Source organism: Hyphomicrobium sp. 01T421 (genome assembly GCF_056398805.1).
The window spans coordinates 2,890,779-2,910,768 of sequence record NZ_JBFTQC010000001.1 but is presented as its reverse complement, the minus strand read 5'-3'; the positions used below and the strand labels follow the sequence as shown (position 1 = coordinate 2,910,768).

Here is a 19,990-nt window from a genome sequence, read left to right as displayed (position 1 = left end):
TGCCATTTGTCGTGGACGCGTGAGCAGAGATTCAAACTCTTACTGCTATGTTTTGTCGCATCGGAACACCAGCCTCCAAGGAGAGGCCAATGACAACGACAAAAATCGCTTACGGGATCGCAGCCATCGTGCCGTTCGGCCTCGTCATATTGGCGTGCATCGGCATTACACACGTTGCCCTGATCGGCCTTCGCGAACGCAAGGCGAGACGCCTCGCCCTTCAGAAAGCGTTCTGACGCCTCCCCGGCGGCTGCAAAAGACCGTCAGATTCCGAGCTTGGCTTTCAGGATCTCGTTGACCGCCGCAGGGTTCGCCTTGCCGCCGGTCGACTTCATCACCTGACCGACAAACCAGCCCAGCATCGATGGCTTGGCCTTCGCTTGTTCGACCTTTTCGGGATTGGCCGCGATGATGGCGTCGACGGCCTGCTCGATGGCGCCGGTGTCGGTCACCTGCTTCATGCCACGCTTGTCGACGATCTCGGCCGGATCGCCGCCTTCGGTCCAAACGATCTCGAAAAGATCCTTGGCGATCTTCCCCGAAATGGCATTCGAGCCGATGAGATCGACGATGGCGCCCAGCTGCGCCGCGGAAACTGGCGAATCTTCGATCGATTTGCCTTCTTTGTTCAAGCGCCCGAACAGCTCGTTGATCACCCAGTTCGCGGCGACCTTGCCATCGCGGCCTCCCGCGACCTTCTCGAAATAATCGGCGGATGCCCGTTCCGCGACGAGCACGTCGGCGTCGTAACCTGAAAGCCCAAAGCTCTCGATGAAGCGCGCACGCTTTTCGTCGGGGAGTTCCGGCAGCTTCGATTTCAGCTCTTCGACATAGTCGTTCGAAAACTCGAGCGGCAGAAGGTCGGGATCGGGGAAGTAGCGATAGTCGTGCGCTTCCTCTTTCGACCGCATCGAACGCGTCTCGCCCTTCACGGCATCGAAGAGACGCGTTTCCTGATCGATCTTCCCGCCGTCTTCGATGATGTCGATCTGGCGCCGCGCCTCATATTCGATCGCCTGACCGATGAAGCGGATGGAGTTGACGTTCTTGATCTCGCAGCGCGTGCCGAGCTTGTCGCCAGGCTTCCTGACCGAAACGTTGACGTCGGCGCGCAAGTTGCCCTTGTCCATGTCGCCGTCGGACGTACCGAGGTAACGCAAGATGCTGCGCATCTTCGTGACGTAGGCCTGCGCCTGCTTCGACGACCTGAGATCGGGCTTCGAGACGATTTCCATCAACGCGACGCCCGAACGATTGAGGTCGACGTAGGAATAATCGGGGTGCTGATCGTGGAGCGACTTGCCCGCGTCCTGCTCGAGATGCAGCCGCTCGACACCGATGGTCAGCGTCTCGCCATCGACCGAGATCTCGACTTCGCCTTCGCCGACGATCGGCTGCTTGTACTGCGAGATCTGGTAGCCCTGCGGCAGGTCGGGATAGAAGTAGTTCTTCCGGTCGAAAACGCTTCGGTTGTTGATCTGAGCCTTGAGACCGAGACCGGTGCGGATGGCCTGCGCCACGCACTCGCGATTGATCACGGGCAACATGCCGGGCATCGCGGCGTCGACCAGCGAGACGTGGCTGTTCGGCGGCGCACCGAACCCCGTCGAAGACCCCGAAAAGAGCTTCGAATTCGACGCGACCTGTGCGTGCACTTCAAGGCCGATGACGACTTCCCAGTCACCTGTCGCACCCTCGATGTAGTTTTTGGACTTCGGCTTTTCAGCGATTTTCTGAGAGTTCATTTCTGGCCTCCAGTCGATCCCTTGGTCGCATAGCCGATGCCGGCGTAAACGAGGCCTGCAATGAGCGACGTTGTGAAAACGCCAGCGATTGCGCGGCCGAGCGTCGGAGCGTCCCAAAGGCGCAAGAATGTTACCACGTAGAGCAACGCCGCTCCGGCGGCCGCGCCGGCAAAAGCCGCGAGCATGATTTTGGCTTTCTCATCCGCGCGCCGCCCAAGCATGAAGGCGACGATGATCGTTGCGGGATTGAGCACGCCATAAAGGAAAACTTCAATCAGTGGCACGTCGGGTTGGAAATCAGGCACCGTCTACTCCCGACTTTTGGGTATCGTTTTGGACTTGTCTCAACTTTTCTTCTTCGAACTGGACAAACCAGCCGATCATGTTCCGCCACTGGGCGCCGACCATCTCGACCATCTCGGGTGGCAAACCCTTCTCCGCGGCTTGGGCCTTGACGCGATCGATCACCTGCTGAATGCGCCACGGAACGATGGCGCCTTCGCTCGAATTCATCTTGAGCTGCCACGCGCGGTCGACGTAGCCGAAGCGCTCTGCGATGAGATCGACCAAGGCCGCATCGATGCGATCGATTTCAGTGCGCACCTGGGACATGTCTGCGCATTCCCACGGCCGTTTCGGATCCATGATTTCAGCCCTTCATCCACCAAGCGTCCGGCACGGATAGGCGGCCGGCTGCATACTCGATAACCTGAGCAGTTCGAAACAGCGTTTCCTCGTCGAACGGCTTGCCGATCAGCTGCAGACCGAGCGGCGTTCCTTCCGATGAGAGACCGCCCGGAACCGACATACCCGGCAGCCCTGCCATGTTCACGGTGACCGTAAAGATATCTTCAAGATACATCGCCAACGGATCGCCGGTCTTCTCGCCGAACGCGAATGCCGGCGACGGTGTCGTCGGCGTCAGGACGACGTCGACCTTATTCCAGGCATCGTCGAAATCGCGCTTGATCAGCGTCCGAACCTTCTGTGCCTTGAGATAGTAGGCGTCGTAGTAGCCCGCCGAAAGAACATACGTGCCGATCAGGATCCGTCGGCGCACTTCGTTGCCGAAGCCCTGATGGCGCGTATTCTCATAGGTGTCGATCAGATTGTCGCCGTTGACGCGCAGGCCGTAACGCACGCCGTCGTAACGCGCGAGGTTCGATGAACACTCGGCCGGCGCCACGATGTAATAGGCCGGCAACGCATATTTCGTGTGCGGCAGCGAGATGTCGTGGATCGTCGCGCCCGCTGACTTGAGCCACGCGATCCCGTCGTCCCAGAGCTTCTGGATCTCGGGCGACATGCCTTCGACACGATATTCCCGGGGGATGCCGACCCTGAGCCCTTTTACGCCTTTGCCAAGCACCGCTTCGTAATCGGGAACAGGCGCGTCGACCGACGTCGTATCCTTGGGGTCGTGGCTCGCCATGGCCTTGAGCATGATCGCAGCATCGCGCACTGTCTTGCCGATGGGTCCGGCCTGATCGAGCGACGACGCGAATGCGACGATGCCCCAGCGCGAGCAGCGGCCGTAGGTCGGCTTTATGCCGACGGTGCCGGTAAGCGCGGCCGGCTGCCGGATCGAGCCGCCCGTGTCCGTTGCCGTCGCAGCTAAACAGAGGCCTGCGGCGACAGCAGCCGAAGAGCCACCCGACGAGCCGCCCGGAACGAGCTTGTCGGTCGAAAGCTTGCCGTCCTTGCCCTTGCGCCGCCAGGGACTGACGACGTTACCGAAAGCGCTCGTCTCGTTCGACGAACCCATCGCGAATTCGTCGTTGTTGAGCTTGCCGAGCATGACCGCACCGGCGTCCCACAAATTTTGTCCGACGGTCGATTCGTAGGTCGGATGGAATTCACCGAGGATATTCGAGCACGCCGTCGTGCGGATGCCGCGCGTGCAGAAAAGATCCTTATTGCCGATCGGCAAGCCTTCGAGGGGACGAGCATTGCCGGCCGCAATGCGCTTGTCGCTATCCTTGGCCTGCACGCGCGCATGCTCCGGCGTCTGCAGAACGTAGGCATTGAGCGCAGGGTTGGCTGTCTCGATTGCGGAAATGAACGCATCGGTCAGCTCGAGCGCCGTAAACGTCTTTTTCGCCAAGCCGTCGCGGGCCTCGGCCATCGTCAATTTTGTAAGATCCGTCACCAGCTACTCCACGACCTTCGGCACCACGAAGAAATTGTCCTCGGCAAGCGGCGCGTTCGCCACGATCTGATCCGCGATCTCACCGTCGGTGACGACATCGTCCCGCATCTTGAGCTTCTGCGCGACGACGCGCGTCATGGGCTCGACGTTGCTCGTATCGACCTCGTCGAGTTGCGCCACCCAGTCGAGGATGCCCGAGAGCTCTTTCTCGAGTCCCTTGGCTTCAGTATCGCTGATTTTGATCCGGGCGAGGCGCGCGATACGGCGAACGGTCGCTTCGTCGACCTGCATGGAAAGTTCCCTTCAAGGAAATCGGGGGATATTGCGAAGCTCTCTTACCCGCCCTCCCCGCTTCAATGCAACCGGCGGTACTATCTGAGGGACCCTCAGTGGGTTAAACCGACGGCCAAGGGCGGCAAACGATGCCAATTTGCCGCCGAAGCTGGTAGAGGCAGCTTCGCAATCCTCCCCTTACACATATTCAGGCATGCCTTAATGAACCAGTCGGCCGCCCCAGCGATCCCGGGCCGCACCACGGAAGATCAGCACGAATTCCGCGCCATCACGGCTGGACGCCTCATTGGCATCGATGCGGGCACCAAAACGCTGGGCCTCGCCCTGTCGGACGTTCGGCGCACGATAGCCTCCCCCCTTGAAACGATCCGCAGGACCAAGTTCACGGCCGACGCGGTCCGTCTCTTCGCCCTGGTCACAGAGCACGGCGTCGCTGGGCTGGTGCTGGGTCTCCCCCGCAATATGGACGGGACGGAGGGTCCCCGCGCACAGGCGACCCGGGCTCTTGCGCGCAATCTCAATAAAATGTCGCCGCTGCCTATACTGCTATGGGACGAACGGCTGACGACCGCAGAAGCGCAACGAATGTTGATCGACGCCGATCAGACGCGCAAACGCCGCGCCGAGGTGATCGACAAGCTGGCCGCAACGATCATCCTCCAGAGCGCGCTTGATCGCCTGAATAACAAGGACTAATCGGCCACGGGACAACGACCCGACGCCCCGCCCTGCCTCGCTTCGCGACGATCCGCACCCGGATCGCACTTCACGCGCTGTTAAGCCCCTTTGGGATTGATGTCGTTCCCCTGCTTGCGGCCCCGCAAGACTCCCCCTATAGAAACGCCTTTAATGACATCCAAATCGAATACCAATGCGCTGAAAGTTTTTCCGCGCCGCCACCTGCTGACCTGCGAGGGTCTGTCGGCCAACGAAATCAATTTCTTGCTCGACCTCGCGGACAAGAACGCGGATCACATCCGTAATAACGGCCGCAAGCGCGACGTCCTGGCCGGGCGGACGATCATCAACCTCTTCTTCGAATCGTCGACACGAACCCAAGCCTCGTTCGAAATGGCGGGGAAGCGGTTGAGCGCCGACGTGATGAACATGAACGTCGCGACGTCGTCGGTCACGAAGGGCGAGACGCTCATCGATACCGCCGTGACGCTGAACGCGATGCGCCCAGACATCATCGTCGTCCGCCATCATGCGGCCGGCGCGGTCGAACTCCTGTCTCAGAAGGTCGATTGCTCTGTCATCAACGCCGGAGACGGCGCACACCAGCATCCGACGCAGGCCCTTCTCGACGCGCTGACCATCCGCCGGGCAAAAGGCCGTATCGCCGGTCTGACGGTCGCGATCTGCGGCGATATCGTCCACTCGCGGGTTGCCAGATCCAATATCAACGTCTTGAATGCACTCGGCGCCCGCGTGCGGCTCATCGCGCCGACGACCTTGCTGCCGTCATCTCCCGAGCGCCTCGGCTGCGAAGTCTTCACCGACATGTGGAAAGGCATCGAAGGCGTCGACATCGTCATGATGCTCCGCCTCCAACGCGAACGGATGGATGCCTCATACGTCCCGTCGACGCGCGAATTCTTCCATTTCTTCGGGCTCGATCATGAGAAACTGGCCCGCGCCAAGCCCGACGCCCTCGTCATGCATCCCGGTCCGATGAACCGCGGCGTGGAAATCGCCTCGACCGTCGCCGATCATTCCAAAAGTGTTATCCGCGAACAGGTTGAAATGGGCGTAGCCGTCAGAATGGCCGTACTCGAAGCGCTATCGGCGCACCTTCCGGGCTTCGCGGAGGACGCCCAATGAGAAAGCCGATCGAAAAGCCCAAAAGCCTCGGCACCGCCACTGTCTTCATCAACGCCCGCCTCGTCGATCCGGCTTCGAACCGCGATGAGCCCGGCGGACTTCTCGTCAAAGACGGCATGATCGTCGACCTCGGCGCGCACCTCAGGCGCAACGCTCCCGAAGGGGCGAACGTGATCGATTGCAAAGGCAATGTCTTGGCGCCCGGCTTGATAGACGCGCAGGTCTTCACCGGCGAACCCGGCTACGAGCACCGCGAGACGCTTAAGACGGCAAGTCACGCCGCCGCGGCCGGTGGCGTGACCACGATCGTCGTCATGCCCGACACGAACCCGGTGATCGACCAGGTCGCGCTTGTCGACTTCATTCAGCGCCGTGCCCGCGACAACGCCCTGGTGCACGTCCAAACCATGGCTGCGATGACGAAGGGCCTGCAGGGCGAGGAGATGACCGAAATCGGTCTTCTGAAGCGCGCCGGAGCCATTGGTTTTTCGAACGGCAAATCGAGCGTCGTCAACACCCGCGTCATGCGCAATATCCTGAGCTACGCCAAGGATTTCAATGCGCTCGTGGTCCACCACACGGAAGACCCTTATCTCTCGAGCGGCTCGATGAACTCGGGCGAAGTCGCCTCCCGCCTCGGACTGCCCGGCATATCCAAAATCGCCGAGACGATCATGCTGGAACGGGACGTTCGCCTCGTTGAAATGACGGGCGGCCGTTACCACGCATCGACCATCAGCTGCCAGGAAAGCCTGGACGTCGTCAAAAGCGCCAAGGCGAGAAAGCTTCCCGTCAGCTGCGGTGTCTCGATCAATCACCTGACGCTGAACGAAAATGATATCGGGCCATATCGTACGTTCTTCAAAATGCGTCCTCCGTTGCGCAAGGAAGAAGATCGCGTCGCGATGGTTCAGGGGGTCGCCAACGGCGATATCGACGTCGTCGTATCGAGCCATGATCCGCAGGACGCCGACACCAAGCGCCGTCCGTTTGCCGAAGCCGCAGATGGCGCCGTCGGTCTCGAAACGTTGCTTTCCGCCGCCCTGCGCCTCGTCCATTCGGGAGACATCACGCTCTCGGCAATGCTGAAGGCGATGACCATCAATCCCGCACGGCTCTTGGGGCTGCACTCGGGGCGGCTCGCTAAAGGCGCCATCGCGGATCTGGTGTTGTTCGATCCGGGCGAACCTTGGGTCGTCGACAAAGACCGCTTGCGCTCCCGTTCGAAGAACACGCCCTTCGACGAAGCCAAAATGCAGGGACGCGTGCTGAGGACGATGGTTGCCGGGCAAACGGTCTACGAATACGCTGGCGTCGAACGCACGTAGACCTTTCCTCTCCCCTGCCACCCCAGCGGACCTTGCGAAAAAGATTTAGGCCATGAGCTCCTTGTTACCTTTGGCAGTGCTGACGGACAGCGGCTCGCCGCTTGAAATCGCGCCCGCATTGGTCATCGGTTACGTGCTGGGCTCGATCCCGTTCGGCCTGCTCCTCACCCGTGCAGCGGGGCTCGGCGATATCCGGAGCATCGGCTCCGGCAATATCGGCGCGACCAATGTCCTGCGAACCGGCAACAAAGGTCTCGCGGCGGCGACCCTTCTTCTCGACGCCGCGAAGGGTGCTGTCGCCGTGCTGATCGCGAGACATTTTCTGGGCGAGACGCCCGCAATGCTCGCAGGTCTCGGCGCCTTCATCGGCCACATCTTTCCGGTTTGGCTGGGGTTCAAAGGTGGCAAGGGCGTCGCGACATACCTTGGCGTCTTGATTGCGCTCGCATGGCAGTGCGCCGCCGTCTTTGCCGTTCTTTGGTTGTCTGTCGCCGCACTGACACGAATATCTTCTCTCGCGGCAATCGTCGCCACCGTCGCCGCGCCTATCGCCGCCTGGATATTGGGAGACGCCAATCTGGCGGCGATTGTCGCGATCATGAGCCTCATCATTCTCATCAAGCATCGCGCCAACATCGAACGCCTGATCGCGGGAGAGGAACCGAGCATTGGCTCCAAGCCCTGACGAGCCGCAGCTCTTCCGCCCCGCACCGTTGCCGACGGCAGAGCTTTCCGATGAGGAGAGACTGGCCTGTCTGAGGTTGATCAGATCGGAGAACGTCGGACCCGTAACCTTCCGTGATCTCATCAATCACTACGGCGGCGCCACGAACGCGCTCGAAGCCCTACCTGCACTTTCCCGGCGAGGCGGCTCCGGCCGGACGATCCGGATCTGCCCGAAAGCCGACGCGGAACGCGAACTCGAAGCAGCCCGGCGAATAGGCGCGACGCCCCTCTTCACGATTGAGCCGAACTATCCGGCTCTTCTCGCCCGTATCGAAGCCCCGCCGCCGATGCTCTACATCAAAGGCAATCACGAGTTTCTGAACGTTCCCGCCGTCGCAATCGTCGGATCGCGGCAATGTTCCGCGGCCGGCGTGCAGTTGACCCGCCTCTTCGCGGCCCAGTTGGCCGAAGCTGGCTTCGTCATTGTCTCCGGCCTCGCGCGCGGCATCGATCGGGCAGCGCACGAGACGACATTGAAAAGCGGCACCGTCGCCGTTGTCGCCGGCGGCATAGATTGGATCTATCCGCCTGAACATGCCGAATTGCAGGCCCGCATCGGGAGTGAAGGCTGCTTGGTCACCGAGCGGCCGCCGGGCCTTCAGCCGCGCGACAAGGACTTCCCTCGCCGAAACCGCATCATCGCAGGGTTGGTCAATGGCGTCGTCATCGTGGAGGCCGCGGCGCGTTCCGGTACCCTCGTAACGGCCCGCTACGCCAATGACCTCGGCCGCGAGGTCTTCGCAATCCCCGGGCATCCTCTGGATCCCCGAGCGGAAGGGACGAACAACCTGATCAAGCAGGGTGCCACGCTCGTCACCGAAGCCGCGGAGGTTGTAGAAATTCTTCGCCCCATCCTGGGTTTCGAGGAGCGCCGCTACGATTATACGCTGCCCATCGAACCGCGGGCAGCTGAACCAGCCTCAGCGAAACCTCCAACGGCCGAGCTTGCGCCGGAAGAAGTCTCGAAAGCCGTCCTCTCGGCACTCGGACCAGCCCCCGTCACCGTCGACGCCATCGCGCGCAACGCCGGTTTGACGATCCAGGCGGTTCAAATTGCCCTCCTTGAGCTCGATCTCGGAGGCCGGATCGAGCGGCAGGGACATAGCCTCGTCGCACTGAAAGGCGTCTAGCTTTGATGGCGATCCGTCTCGCGCCGCGCCTCGGCATGCGAAATCGCCAGCATGCGGGATAATTTTCGGCACCCCTCACGCTCGGCCATGAGCTGTAATTCGCCTAACAAATCAGCGAGGTATTCTAGATGATCTCGCCTTTCACCGCCCGACCGGCCGGAATTTCCACTATTCTGCAACGCTTCCATCACCCTTGAGAAATTCCCCGTCCAATCTATATGATTAATGTATACCATTCTCGCAATGGTCGCAATCTTAATAATAACACAACTTTTGGTCGTAACAACCTGGGATTTGACAGCGCTGCGGCGATCAACCATGTTCCGGCCCCGCCGCGAGGCGGCGAATGAAGGCCGCTTACCCGTCGACCCGACGGACAGAGCGCGGCCCAGGAGCGAAATCGCCAGATGAACGTCGTCATCGTCGAATCCGCCGCTAAGGCCAAGACGATCAATAAATATTTGGGCTCAGGCTACAAGGTCATCGCGTCCTACGGGCACGTGCGCGACCTGCCTGCGAAGGACGGCTCCGTCGAGCCCGACCAAGATTTCGCGATGCACTGGGAAGTGGATCCGAAGTCCCAGAAGATCATGCGCGAGATCGCCGAGGCGCTCAAAAAAGCCGACAAATTGATCCTCGCGACCGACCCTGATCGCGAAGGCGAAGCCATTTCCTGGCACATCCTCCAAATTCTCAATCAGAAAAAGGCTCTGAATAAGAACACTGAGGTTGAACGGGTCGCCTTCAACGCCATCACCAAGCAATCGATCCTCGCCGCGCTCAAGGAGCCGCGCAAGATCGACGAACCCCTGGTTGACGCCTATTTGGCGCGCCGCGCCCTCGATTACCTCGTCGGCTTTACGCTCTCGCCCGTACTCTGGCGGAAGCTGCCCGGCTCCCGGTCGGCCGGCCGCGTGCAGTCCGTCGCCCTCCGTCTCGTCTGCGACCGCGAGGCCGAGATCGAGGCCTTCAAAACCGACGAATACTGGACGATCGAGGCGCAACTCTCGACTGCCAAGGGCGAAGACGTCAGATCCCGCCTTGTCGCGATCGATGGAACGACGCTCAAGAAGCTCGACATCAAGGACGAAGCGACGGCGACTGCCATCAGGAAAGCGCTGATGGGCCAGAATTTCCGCGTCGCGTCGGTCGAGAAGAAAGCCACGAAGCGCAATCCCTTCCCGCCGTTCACGACGTCGACATTGCAGATGGACGCGTCTCGCAAGCTTGGCTTCTCAGCGAAGCAGACGATGCAGATCGCCCAGCGCCTCTATGAAGGTGTCGATATCGGCGGCGAGACCGTCGGCCTCATTACTTATATGCGAACGGACGGCGTCCAGATCGTGCCGGAAGCGGTCGGCCACATCCGCGACGTGATTTCTGCCGAGTACGGCAAGAACTACACGCCCTTTGCACGCGAATACAAAACCAAGGCCAAGAACGCCCAGGAAGCGCACGAGGCCATCCGCCCGACCGACCCGCGCCGCAAGCCCGATCAGGTTCGGAAATACCTCGAAAAGGATCAGGCCGCTCTTTATGATCTGATCTGGAAGCGCGCCATCTCGAGCCAGATGGCCCCTGCCGATATCGAGCAGACGGCTGCCGAGATCGAGGTCAAGGGTGCCGACGGCAAGGCCTATGGCATGCGGGCGAATGGCTCCGTCCTCATGTTCGACGGCTTCCTCAAGGTCTACGAAGAAGGCCGCGACGACCGCGTCCTCACGATCCCCAAGGGCAAGGATGATCCGTCCGACGACGATAGCGAGAATCGCCGTCTTCCGGCGCTCGCCGTTGGCGATCAGCTAAAAGAGAAAGAGGTCAGCGCCGACCAGCACTTCACGCAACCCCCGCCCCGCTTCTCGGAAGCGACGCTGGTGAAGCGGATGGAAGAGCTCGGCATCGGCCGGCCGTCGACCTATGCGTCGACGATGGCCGTGCTCGTCGACCGCGATTACGTGCGCATCGAAAAGAAACGTCTTGTTCCCGAGGACAAAGGACGCCTCGTCATCGCGTTCCTCGAAAGCTTCTTCAAGAAATACGTCGAATTCGACTTCACGGCCGAGCTCGAGGAAAAACTCGATCTCATCTCCAACAACGAACTTGCCTACAAGGACGTGCTGCGTGACTTCTGGCGCGACTTCATGGCGGCCGTCGGAGAGATCAAGGATCTGCGCGTCGGTGACGTTCTCGAAGCGCTGAACGAAATGCTTGGACCGCACGTCTTCCCGGACAAGGGAGACGGCAGCGATCCACGCCTTTGCCCGAAGTGCGGATCGGGACGCCTGAGCCTCAAGATTTCCGGCAAGTACGGCGCCTTCATCGGCTGCGGCAACTATCCGGAGTGCAACTATACGCGGCAGCTGACCCAGTCTGCCGACGGCGACGCCAACGCGCTCGACGGCAAGGTGCTCGGATATAATGACGAAGGCGTTGCGGTCACGCTGCGCACCGGCCGGTTCGGACCTTACATCCAGCTCGGCGAGGCAGCAGGCGACGAAAAGCCGAAGCGCTCGAGCATCCCGAAGGGCATCGACGCCGCGACGCTCGATTTCGAAAAGGCGCTGCAGCTCCTGTCGCTTCCGCGCGAAGTGGGTCAGCATCCCGACGAAGGCGGCGCGATCACCGCAGGTCTCGGCCGGTTCGGGCCGTTTATTGTTCACGAGAACGGCGGAGCCAAAACCTACGTCAATCTCGAAAGCATCGAGGACGTATTCACCATCGGCCTCAACCGGGCCGTAACGCTGATTGCCGAAAAGCGCGCCGGCGGCGGCAAGAGCCGCTTCCAGCGGAATGCACCGAAGGTTCTGAAAGATCTCGGCGCGCATCCGAGCGAAGGCGGCGCTGTGCAAGTGCTGGAGGGCCGTTACGGGCCCTACGTCACGCACAACAAAGTCAACGCCACGGTGCCGCGCGCGAAGGACCCCGCATCCCTCACGATGGATGAGGCGGTGTCGCTTCTGGCCGAGCGTGTCGCCAACGGCGGCGGCAAGAAGTCGAAACCGGCACGCGCAGCGAAGCCGAAGGCGACGAAAGCGGCAAAGCCGGACAAAGCCGAAACGGGGGCGCCTGCTGAACGCAAGGCTGCCAAGCCTGCGGCTGCAAAGAAACCTGCAGCTGCAAAAAAGCCGGCGAAAGCCGCCGCTCCCGCAAAGAAACTCGCTAGGGCTAAGGCCTGATCGCAAACACGAGGCGCCAGGTGGCCCGCAAATCTAAAGTGACGCGAGCTCCTGCAAATGGCGGACTTCCGAGCAAAGAGCAGATCCTCGACTTTCTGAATTCCGCTCAGGGGAAGGCCGGAAAGCGGGAGATCGCGCGCGCCTTCGGCGTCGGCGGCGGCGCCCGCATCGCATTGAAGCGTCTGCTCGCCGAAATGTCGGAAGAAGGCACGCTCGCGGGCGACAAAAAGCACATGCGTGAGAAGGGCAAACTGCCGCCCACCACGACGCTTGAAGTCACCGGCCGCGACAAGGACGGCGATCTCATCGCCAAGCCGCTGCACTGGGAAGAAAACGACGGCAAGCGGCCGGTCATTCGTATCGTGGCCGATGGACAAGGACGCGCCGTTGACATCGGCGTCGGCGATCACATTTTGGCGCGGCTCCACAAGCTTCCGCGCGGAAGCGGGCTAGCGTCATACGAAGCAACGCCGATCAAGAAGCTGCCACGCGAGAAGCGCCGCCTTCTCGGCATCTACCGCGCATCGAACCGCGGCGGCGGCACCATCGAGCCGATCGATCGGAAAGAATTGAAGAGCTGGCAAATTCTGCCTGACGATACCGGCGGCGCCAGCGACGGCGATCTCGTTCGCTTCCAATTGAACCGCAGCGGACGTTTCGCGACGCCCCGCGCCGAGATCGTCGAAAGCCTCGGCAATCCCGACGATCAGCGAAAGATATCGCTAATCGCCATTCATGCCCACGGCATCCCGGAAGATTTCCCCGAGTCGGTCATTCAGGAATGCGAGACGCTTCCGGCGCCGACCATGAAAGGCCGCACCGATCTTCGCGACATTCAGCTCCTCACCATCGATCCGATGGATGCCCGCGATCATGACGACGCCGTCCACGCCGCGGCCGACACCGACGGAAAAAACTCAGGCGGCTTCGTCGTAATCGTCGCCATTGCCGACGTCGCTCACTATATCCGCCCCGGCTCGAAGCTCGACCGCGAAGCGCAACTCCGTGGCAACTCCGTCTATTTCCCCGACCGCGTCGTGCCGATGCTGCCGGAGAAAATATCGAACGATCTTTGTTCGCTGCGTGAACTCGAAGAGCGCCCTACCCTCGCCGTCCGCATGGTGTTCGACAAGCACGGCGAGAAGCGCAGCCACACCTTCCTGCGCGCCATGATGAAATCGGCCGCCAAGCTTTCGTATCAGGAAGCGCAGGCCGCAATCGACGGCGACCCGTCGGAAAAATGTCAGCCTCTCATAGAGACCGCGCTGAAGCCGCTATGGGCGGCTTACAGAGCCGTCGCGAAGGCGCGTGACAAGCGTGGCCCTCTCGACCTGGATCTTCCTGAGCGCAAAATCCTTCTCAATGCCGAAGGCAAAGTCGATCGCGTCGTGACGCCCCAGCGATTGGAGGCGCATCGCCTGATCGAAGAGTTCATGATCCAGGCGAACGTTGCAGCCGCCGAGACGCTCGAGGAAAAACGACTTCCGCTCGTCTACCGCGTGCACGACGCGCCGAGCCCCGAGAAATTGAAGGGCCTCAGAGACTTTCTCGAAACGCTCGACATGAAAGTCCCGCACGCCGGTGCGCTGAAGCCGGAAGCTTTCAATCGCGTCCTCGAGCAGGCGAAGGATCTGCCCGTTCCCGATCTCATCAATGAAGTGATCCTGCGCTCGCAGTCGCAGGCCGAATACAATCCGAAGAATATCGGGCATTTCGGTCTGAACCTCGTCCGCTACGCGCACTTCACGTCTCCGATCCGCCGCTACGCCGATTTGATCGTGCACCGCGCACTGATCCGCGCGCTCGGTCTGGGTTCCGATGGACTGAGCGACGACGAAATCCCGCGCCTCGCAAGCATCGCGAAAGCAATTTCGGATACCGAGCGTCGCGCCATGTCCGCCGAGCGTGAAACGACCGATCGCCTGATCGCCGCTCACCTCGCCGACAAGGTCGGCGCGACATTCCATGGCCGCATCGCCGGCGTTACGCGGTCCGGTCTCTTCGTGAAACTCAAGGATACCGGAGCCGACGGCTACATTCCGATTTCCAGTCTCGGCAACGATTACTACCACCACGTCGAGGCGGCTCACGCTTTGATCGGCGCCCGTTCCGGTACAGGCTATCGGCTCGGCGATACGGTCGAGGTCCGACTGCTGGAGGCAATCCCCTCCGCCGGTGCGCTACGATTTGAAATGCTGACCGAGCCGACCAAGGGAAATTTCGCTTCGAAGTCGATCGGCAATCGCAACGCTCGGCCGCGAAAGTCGCAGAAATTCCGGGGCCGGGGTCGATAACGCCGCAGAAAGACGCCCCGACCCTTGACCATCGCGCCGCGACGCCCCATCAAATGCTCATGCTCGATACCGCAGGCAACATCCCCGTCGCAAACGATGGCACAGATCGAAATGTCAGGCGGGCATTGAGCCGCGGCTGGAATCAGAAGTGCCCGAACTGCGGTGAGGGAAAGCTTTACGGCAAGTACTTGAAGGTCAATGACCTCTGCCCGGCTTGCGGAACCGAACTTTTCCATCAGCGCGCCGACGACGCTCCGCCCTATTTCGTCATGACGATCACCGCACACGTCATCGTCGCCGGCATCATCATTGTCGAGAGGCTCTATTCACCGCCGACGTGGGTACAGCTTGCGATCTGGATGCCGGCGCTCATACTGCTGAGCTTATGGCTGTTGCCGCGCGTGAAGGGATCACTCGTCGGATATCAGTGGGCCCTTCGCATGCATGGCTTCGGGGATCCGAATGAGGACAAGCCCGAGGAATGGCCACCGTCGCCGCCCGCGGCCACCTGACAACCCGCCGCGATGTCTGAAGTATTCAGTGACCAACTGACTGAAACGCCGATCCGCGACGCAGCGTGCCTCGTTGTCGTCGACACCTCCGGGCCCGAACCCACACTTCTGATGGGACGCCGCCACGCCAGCCAAATCTTTCTCCCCGACAAATGGGTGTTTCCCGGCGGCCGCGTGGAGGAAGACGATCGCGCACTCGCCGATCGGTTCGCGGGCGCTTTCATGCCGGCGAACCTGGCACACGCAATCAAGCCCTTCGCGCTGGCGGCCGTTCGCGAACTCTGTGAGGAAACCGGTCTCGTAATTGGCACGAAGAGCCTATTCGAGCATCAGAGCGCGGGCTGGGAGGCTTTTGCAGCCTCGGGGCATAGCCCATCCCCCGCCGAGCTGCTGCCGTTTGCGCGCGCCATTACGCCCCCCGGACGCGTCCGCCGCTACGACACTTGGTTTTTCGTGACGAAGGCGAATGCAGTCTCTGGGAATTTTACGCCGCCCGACGGCGAGCTGCTCGATCTGGGTTGGTTTACCATTTCGAAGGCCGCCGATCTCGACCTGCCGCGGATCACCAAATATGTACTCGACGACGTCGCAGCGCTTCTTCTGGACGATCCAGAATTGAGCGGCACACGCGAATTCCTGCCGTTCTATTATTCGGCCGGATCCGTCTATCGTCGCGATCTAATATCCTGTAAAGTCGCACCTCCGCCGCCTTGACACGGCAAAGTTCGCGCGTATGTTGCGCGCTTCATCGCCAAGGTTCATTGGCGCTTTCACTTAGGGCCAAGATCGATGGCGAAACCCGTTACACAAAAAATCAAATTGCTCTCGTCTGCCGGCACCGGCTTCTTCTACGTCACGAAGAAGAACCCGCGCACGTCGACCGAGAAGCTCGTATTCAAGAAATACGATCCGGTCGTGCGCAAGCACGTGGAATTCAAGGAAACCAAGATCAAGTAGGCGCGTTAAACGCCAGCCTACACTGGTTTGTTTTTGATAAAATCGATGTGTTGAAGGGACCCTGGCTGAAAGCGGCCAGGGCCTAAAGCAAACTCGGCAGCGGGGTAAATCGTTCCGAGACAGCTTCGCGACCCTGGCCACAACCGGGCGAGGTTCAAAGAGGGCGTTGTTCCTCACCCAGCTTCGCGATCGACCCTCTGCAACCGTTCGAGGAGGCCACTCGTGTGGTCGCTCGGTTCGATCATACCCACTCTATCAGGCTATGCGGCGGGCCCAATAGCGCGGGATTTCTCGGTCGCCATCCAAACAGCATGCTGCAGGCTTCGCGACCAATAAATCTGACGTAATGTTCTTGTTATCCCCACGTCGTTATTGAAATTGGTGCCAGAATACAGTGCGGAAAGCAACAACTGCTTTACTGTGTCGCCAACGCAACGATTCGACCGAAACGGCAGCGTTTCGTTGGCTGACTAAACGCCCGTAAATAATGAGAAATTGGCCTGGGATCAGCAACGTTCAAAACGTTGCATCAGCACAATTGCGCAACAGCAACGACCCCGTCGTCCCGAAAGTCTCAGTTACGCCGCATCGGCGACGACCCGATTTCGTCCGCGCCTTTTGGCGATGTAGAGCGCACAATCCGCACGCTTGAACATCGTCTCGGGAGTGTCGTCAGACGTTTCCAGCGTGCCGATCCCGACGCTCGCCGTCACGCGGATGCTTCTGCCGTCACCGATCGCGAATTCATCGGATGCCACGCACGCGCGCAATCGCTCGCCGACTTGGTAGGCGTGCGTGAGATCAGTGTCCGGCATGATGATAACGAACTCTTCGCCCCCGAGCCGGCACGCAAGATCTATCCCGCGCGTATTCCGCCGAAGGCGTACAGAAAACTCTCTGAGCACAGCATCGCCGACGTCGTGACCGTACGTGTCGTTGACGTTCTTGAAATGGTCGATGTCGGCAACGAGCATCGATAGGTTGCGGCCGGTGCGGATCGCTTCCGAGACTAATGTTCGAAGATGCCCTTCCATGTAACGGCGGTTATGAAGCCCCGTCAGTGAGTCGGTGATTGCCTGCTCGACGCTCTCAGCGAGGCGATGCCGCAGGAAATCCGAATGGCGCTTCCGCTTGATCTGCGTCTTCACGCGCGCGAGCAGCTCGTGCCGGTCGATCGGACGCATCAGATAGTCGTTAACGCCCATATCGAGCCCGCGGAGCAGGCGCGCCTCGTCTCCCGGCTCGACCAGCATGATGACCGGCAGATGCCGTGTACGCTCGAGCGAACGCACTTGCGAGCAAAGCCTCAAGCCGTCGGCCCCCTGCAACGACAAACTCACGATCAGCAGATCGAAATTGCCCTCCGCGAGCCGCACCAGCGCTGTCTGCGCATCGCGCTCCGCGTAGGTGTCGTTGGCTTTGGATAGAACTTCGAGAAGGCGCGCCGCCGAACGGGGATGGTCGTCGACCAGCATGACCCGGCCCGACCTCGCGGAAAGCGCCCGTGCGAGCGAGCCATCGTCCGGAATGCCCATGTCCTTGCCAGTCGAGGCACGCATGATCATTTCGTCGTTCAGCATCTTGAGGCGCGCGAGATTTTTCACGCGCGTAACGAGTGCGATGTCATCGACGGGCTTGGTAAGGAAATCGTCGGCGCCGCTTTCGAGGCCAAGGACCTTATCGGACGGCTGATCGAGTGCCGTGACCATGACGACGGGAATGTGATGGGTCGCGTGACTGCCCTTGATGCGGCGGCACACCTCGAAACCGTCCATGCCGGGCATCATGACGTCGAGCAGCACGACGTCGATGCTTTCGCGCGCCAGAATGTCGAGAGCCTGCTGCCCGCTGTTGGCGGTGAGAACTTCGAAATACTCCGCCTGCAGCCTCGCCTCGAGAAGCTTCACATTGGCAAGAATATCATCGACGACGAGTACGCGGGCTGTCATGGATCACAAATCTGGATACGAACTACGGCTTCGACGGGCCGATGAACTTTCGAACGGTTTCGAGAAACGCCATCACCGAAATCGGCTTCGAAATGTAAGCTTCGCAACCACCTGACCGAATCCTTTCCTCGTCCCCCTTCATCGCGAAAGCCGTTACTGCGACGATCGGAATTTCGCGGAGACTGTCATCGTCCTTCAGCCATCTCGTCACCTCGAGGCCGGAAACTTCAGGCAACTGGATGTCCATCAAGATGAGATCGGGACGGTGCTTGCGCGCGAGTTCGAGCGCGTCGAAGCCATTTCGCGTCTGGATCGTCTTGTAGCCGTGCGCAACGAGGAGGTCGTTGAAGAGCTTCATATTGAGCTCATTGTCTTCGACGATCAGAACAGATCGCACCGTTGGCCGCGGCTCAGGCACGCGACGCTCGACGTTCGTTCCGGATTCCTGATACGTCATTAAACCGCCCACTCTCCATCGCGGTCGTTTTGCACCGATTCTCGCACAAACCCTGGGTCATCTTTGCCTCGAAAGCCGTAACCAACAGTTAACATCAGCCTCCGCATAGGAAACGCAATGCTTCGCTCCAGATCAAAACCTATGACTAAGGATGATGCGGAGGCCGTAGCGTTGCAGGTGCTGGCATTCCTGCTCGCCGACCCAAATCAAACTTCGCGTTTTCTTTCATTGACTGGGCTTTCACCTGACGATCTTCGAGGCGTCGCCAGTTCGCGCGAGCTGCAAGCAGCAATGTTCGACTACATTCTTTCAGACGAAGGACTGTTGCTGTCGTTCTGCCAGGAAGCCGGCATCGACCCCGCGGTCATGGGCCCGGCCCATCAACTCCTGACAGGACCAATCGATTTCTCATAATCGCATCGCCCGAGATCGCATTGCCCGAGGGGCCGCGATTGGATTGCGAACTGGCTAGTGTGCGTCCTTCGTTTCCGGGCACTTGCCCGGCGTGAGCGCCGTCAGTTCCTTAAGCTCGCCCCTGATGGAGAACTCACCGTAATCAATCTTCAGATTGCTCGTGACGCCATTTTCGAAATAGCGAAACGATAACTCATAGGACGGCGTTTGATCGCTCTTGTCCTTGCCGGCCTCGAAATAACTGATCGTCATTGGCCAAGAATCGACGCTCGCCAGAATGTCTGCACCTTTGAAGGAAGCCGGGACAGTCTTGGTGCTTCTGTCGAACTTTTTGCCAATGACAGTATTGGTCAAATAATATTTCTCGCCTTGCTCCGACCCGTCATAGAGGTTGGCCGCAAACATCTTCACGCCGCTCTTGGCCGCCTGAACCAACATCGAAGCATGCTGCATCGGAAAATAAATATCTGTCGGCAACGAAACGCGTTTTTTTGCGGGCTTCACGAGATCTACGCCGACGACCGGCGTCGCACCCTTCGAACGCGCAGCATCCCCTTGGCTCGTATCTGCGAGCTTATCGTTCTGATATTGCGTAGAAGAAAACCTGAGCTTCTTCGCGTCGGCCTCTTCCCAGCTCGAGTTCCTGAGATCGCTGAGCGTCTCGGTTCCTTCCTGGTTCGTCATCACCGTCACGAAACGCATGTTCTGCGTATAGCCGTCGCACTGCGAGCCGCTGAGCTCATAAACCATCCGGCCAGCAACGCCCGTCACGCCCGAGGCCGCCGTTGAGTCTCCCATCGAAAGCTCGTAGACCGCTCGATGTGGGGCGAATGGGATAAGATCGGTTGCAGCCGCCGGCGTAACCGGCATCTGACCGGCAAGAACAAGAAGCGCGAACGTGACATAGCCTTCACGCACTATCATTGGGCTCACTCGCTCTCCGGCCGGTATACTTAAAACTGCTGCAGTCTAGTTCGCAGATAAAGCGTTGCAAAGAGGCGCTAGCACGGCACAAGCTGCGCCGAAATCTAACTA

The 19,990-nt window shown here is 60.2% G+C and carries 21 protein-coding genes; 12 read left to right on the top strand and 9 right to left on the bottom strand.

All coding sequences use genetic code 11. The features are described 5' to 3' along the window. Positions 1-89 precede the first annotated feature (89 nt). Positions 90-236: a hypothetical protein gene (locus tag AC1DK3_RS13495; RefSeq protein ID WP_477192696.1), complete on the top strand. Its 147-nt coding sequence runs from the start codon at positions 90-92 to the stop codon at positions 234-236. Positions 237-263: 27 nt separating this feature from the next. Here the strand turns inward: AC1DK3_RS13495 and gatB are convergent, their stop codons facing one another. From gatB to gatC, 5 genes are read right to left on the bottom strand one after another with little or no spacing between them, the layout of a single operon-like run. After that, positions 264-1,745, bottom strand: a complete 1,482-nt coding sequence (gene gatB, locus AC1DK3_RS13490; RefSeq protein ID WP_477192695.1) for an Asp-tRNA(Asn)/Glu-tRNA(Gln) amidotransferase subunit GatB — start codon at positions 1,743-1,745, stop codon at positions 264-266. After that, positions 1,742-2,050 (bottom strand): hypothetical protein, encoded by a 309-nt coding sequence (locus AC1DK3_RS13485; protein ID WP_477192694.1) that lies wholly within the window; start codon positions 2,048-2,050, stop codon positions 1,742-1,744. The genes gatB and AC1DK3_RS13485 overlap by 4 nt, the downstream gene beginning before the upstream one ends. After that, positions 2,043-2,357 (bottom strand): chorismate mutase, encoded by a 315-nt coding sequence (locus AC1DK3_RS13480; protein WP_477192693.1) that lies wholly within the window; start codon positions 2,355-2,357, stop codon positions 2,043-2,045. The genes AC1DK3_RS13485 and AC1DK3_RS13480 overlap by 8 nt, the downstream gene beginning before the upstream one ends. Before the next feature lie 37 nt (positions 2,358-2,394). Next, complete coding sequence (gene gatA, locus AC1DK3_RS13475; RefSeq protein WP_477192692.1) at positions 2,395-3,894, bottom strand: Asp-tRNA(Asn)/Glu-tRNA(Gln) amidotransferase subunit GatA; 1,500 nt, start codon at positions 3,892-3,894, stop codon at positions 2,395-2,397. A gap of 3 nt (positions 3,895-3,897) precedes the next feature. Continuing rightward, positions 3,898-4,185, bottom strand: a complete 288-nt coding sequence (gene gatC / locus AC1DK3_RS13470) for an Asp-tRNA(Asn)/Glu-tRNA(Gln) amidotransferase subunit GatC (protein ID WP_477192691.1) — start codon at positions 4,183-4,185, stop codon at positions 3,898-3,900. 204 nt (positions 4,186-4,389) lie between these two features. Here gatC and ruvX point away from each other — a divergent pair, with 204 nt between their 5' ends. The 5 genes from ruvX to dprA all read left to right on the top strand — a co-directional run bounded on the left by ruvX (position 4,390) and on the right by dprA (position 9,196). Next, complete coding sequence (ruvX, locus tag AC1DK3_RS13465) at positions 4,390-4,884, top strand: Holliday junction resolvase RuvX (protein ID WP_477192690.1); 495 nt, start codon at positions 4,390-4,392, stop codon at positions 4,882-4,884. Positions 4,885-5,037: 153 nt separating this feature from the next. Further along, positions 5,038-6,012, top strand: coding sequence for an aspartate carbamoyltransferase catalytic subunit (locus AC1DK3_RS13460; RefSeq protein ID WP_477192689.1), 975 nt, complete (start codon positions 5,038-5,040; stop codon positions 6,010-6,012). After that, on the top strand, positions 6,009-7,340 hold the full coding sequence (locus AC1DK3_RS13455; RefSeq protein WP_477192688.1) for a dihydroorotase: 1,332 nt from the start codon (positions 6,009-6,011) through the stop codon (positions 7,338-7,340). Before AC1DK3_RS13460 ends, AC1DK3_RS13455 begins: the two co-directional genes overlap by 4 nt. 52 nt (positions 7,341-7,392) lie before the next feature. After that, positions 7,393-8,025 (top strand): glycerol-3-phosphate 1-O-acyltransferase PlsY, encoded by a 633-nt coding sequence (plsY, locus tag AC1DK3_RS13450; RefSeq protein WP_477192687.1) that lies wholly within the window; start codon positions 7,393-7,395, stop codon positions 8,023-8,025. Continuing rightward, the gene (gene dprA / locus AC1DK3_RS13445; RefSeq protein WP_477192686.1) at positions 8,009-9,196 is read left to right on the top strand and encodes a DNA-processing protein DprA; all 1,188 of its coding nucleotides are present in this window, start codon (positions 8,009-8,011) and stop codon (positions 9,194-9,196) included. The genes plsY and dprA overlap by 17 nt, the downstream gene beginning before the upstream one ends. On the opposite strand, the gene AC1DK3_RS13440 is transcribed toward dprA, so the two are convergent. Continuing rightward, the gene (locus AC1DK3_RS13440) at positions 9,193-9,516 is read right to left on the bottom strand and encodes a hypothetical protein (protein ID WP_477192685.1); all 324 of its coding nucleotides are present in this window, start codon (positions 9,514-9,516) and stop codon (positions 9,193-9,195) included. The two genes, dprA and AC1DK3_RS13440, sit on opposite strands and share 4 nt — an antisense overlap. 87 nt (positions 9,517-9,603) lie before the next feature. Between AC1DK3_RS13440 and topA the strand changes: the two genes are divergently transcribed. The 5 genes from topA (at position 9,604) to rpmG (ending at position 16,135) form a co-directional block, all read left to right on the top strand. After that, on the top strand, positions 9,604-12,372 hold the full coding sequence (gene topA / locus AC1DK3_RS13435) for a type I DNA topoisomerase (RefSeq protein ID WP_477192684.1): 2,769 nt from the start codon (positions 9,604-9,606) through the stop codon (positions 12,370-12,372). Positions 12,373-12,392: 20 nt separating this feature from the next. Continuing rightward, positions 12,393-14,666, top strand: coding sequence for a ribonuclease R (gene rnr, locus AC1DK3_RS13430; protein ID WP_477192683.1), 2,274 nt, complete (start codon positions 12,393-12,395; stop codon positions 14,664-14,666). A 59-nt stretch (positions 14,667-14,725) separates the two neighbouring features. Then, positions 14,726-15,178 carry a DUF983 domain-containing protein gene (locus AC1DK3_RS13425; protein WP_477192682.1) on the top strand — a complete coding sequence of 151 codons (453 nt, stop codon included), beginning with the start codon at positions 14,726-14,728 and terminating at the stop codon, positions 15,176-15,178. Between the two features lie 12 nt (positions 15,179-15,190). Then, on the top strand, positions 15,191-15,892 hold the full coding sequence (locus AC1DK3_RS13420) for an NUDIX hydrolase (protein WP_477192681.1): 702 nt from the start codon (positions 15,191-15,193) through the stop codon (positions 15,890-15,892). 75 nt (positions 15,893-15,967) lie between these two features. After that, complete coding sequence (rpmG, locus tag AC1DK3_RS13415) at positions 15,968-16,135, top strand: 50S ribosomal protein L33 (RefSeq protein WP_045836778.1); 168 nt, start codon at positions 15,968-15,970, stop codon at positions 16,133-16,135. Between the two features lie 578 nt (positions 16,136-16,713). On the opposite strand, the gene AC1DK3_RS13410 is transcribed toward rpmG, so the two are convergent. Next, positions 16,714-18,084: a PleD family two-component system response regulator gene (locus AC1DK3_RS13410; protein ID WP_477192680.1), complete on the bottom strand. Its 1,371-nt coding sequence runs from the start codon at positions 18,082-18,084 to the stop codon at positions 16,714-16,716. A gap of 22 nt (positions 18,085-18,106) precedes the next feature. Beyond that, positions 18,107-18,541 carry a response regulator gene (locus AC1DK3_RS13405; protein WP_339083012.1) on the bottom strand — a complete coding sequence of 145 codons (435 nt, stop codon included), beginning with the start codon at positions 18,539-18,541 and terminating at the stop codon, positions 18,107-18,109. Positions 18,542-18,682: 141 nt separating this feature from the next. On the opposite strand from AC1DK3_RS13405, the gene AC1DK3_RS13400 reads away from it, so the two are divergent. Further along, positions 18,683-18,955, top strand: coding sequence for a DUF3572 domain-containing protein (locus AC1DK3_RS13400; protein ID WP_477192679.1), 273 nt, complete (start codon positions 18,683-18,685; stop codon positions 18,953-18,955). A 54-nt stretch (positions 18,956-19,009) separates the two neighbouring features. Here AC1DK3_RS13400 and AC1DK3_RS13395 read toward each other — a convergent pair whose 3' ends face one another. Next, positions 19,010-19,879: a cell envelope integrity EipB family protein gene (locus tag AC1DK3_RS13395; RefSeq protein ID WP_477192678.1), complete on the bottom strand. Its 870-nt coding sequence runs from the start codon at positions 19,877-19,879 to the stop codon at positions 19,010-19,012. Positions 19,880-19,990 lie beyond the last annotated feature (111 nt).

Bases quoted from the DNA above. Each gene is read 5' to 3' on its own strand.
- AC1DK3_RS13440 (WP_477192685.1), bottom strand. From the start codon at position 9,516: ATGGTTGATCGCCGCAGCGCTGTCAAATCCCAGGTTGTTACGACCAAA.
- rpmG (WP_045836778.1), top strand. From the start codon at position 15,968: ATGGCGAAACCCGTTACACAAAAAATCAAATTGCTCTCGTCTGCCGGC.
- ruvX (WP_477192690.1), top strand. From the start codon at position 4,390: ATGAACCAGTCGGCCGCCCCAGCGATCCCGGGCCGCACCACGGAAGAT.
- plsY (WP_477192687.1), top strand. From the start codon at position 7,393: ATGAGCTCCTTGTTACCTTTGGCAGTGCTGACGGACAGCGGCTCGCCG.
- AC1DK3_RS13425 (WP_477192682.1), top strand. From the start codon at position 14,726: ATGCTCGATACCGCAGGCAACATCCCCGTCGCAAACGATGGCACAGAT.
- AC1DK3_RS13400 (WP_477192679.1), top strand. From the start codon at position 18,683: ATGACTAAGGATGATGCGGAGGCCGTAGCGTTGCAGGTGCTGGCATTC.
- gatC (WP_477192691.1), bottom strand. From the start codon at position 4,185: ATGCAGGTCGACGAAGCGACCGTTCGCCGTATCGCGCGCCTCGCCCGG.
- AC1DK3_RS13495 (WP_477192696.1), top strand. From the start codon at position 90: ATGACAACGACAAAAATCGCTTACGGGATCGCAGCCATCGTGCCGTTC.
- AC1DK3_RS13480 (WP_477192693.1), bottom strand. From the start codon at position 2,357: ATGTCCCAGGTGCGCACTGAAATCGATCGCATCGATGCGGCCTTGGTC.
- gatB (WP_477192695.1), bottom strand. From the start codon at position 1,745: ATGAACTCTCAGAAAATCGCTGAAAAGCCGAAGTCCAAAAACTACATC.
- AC1DK3_RS13410 (WP_477192680.1), bottom strand. From the start codon at position 18,084: ATGACAGCCCGCGTACTCGTCGTCGATGATATTCTTGCCAATGTGAAG.
- AC1DK3_RS13420 (WP_477192681.1), top strand. From the start codon at position 15,191: ATGTCTGAAGTATTCAGTGACCAACTGACTGAAACGCCGATCCGCGAC.
- AC1DK3_RS13395 (WP_477192678.1), bottom strand. From the start codon at position 19,879: ATGATAGTGCGTGAAGGCTATGTCACGTTCGCGCTTCTTGTTCTTGCC.
- AC1DK3_RS13405 (WP_339083012.1), bottom strand. From the start codon at position 18,541: ATGACGTATCAGGAATCCGGAACGAACGTCGAGCGTCGCGTGCCTGAG.
- AC1DK3_RS13460 (WP_477192689.1), top strand. From the start codon at position 5,038: ATGACATCCAAATCGAATACCAATGCGCTGAAAGTTTTTCCGCGCCGC.
- topA (WP_477192684.1), top strand. From the start codon at position 9,604: ATGAACGTCGTCATCGTCGAATCCGCCGCTAAGGCCAAGACGATCAAT.
- AC1DK3_RS13455 (WP_477192688.1), top strand. From the start codon at position 6,009: ATGAGAAAGCCGATCGAAAAGCCCAAAAGCCTCGGCACCGCCACTGTC.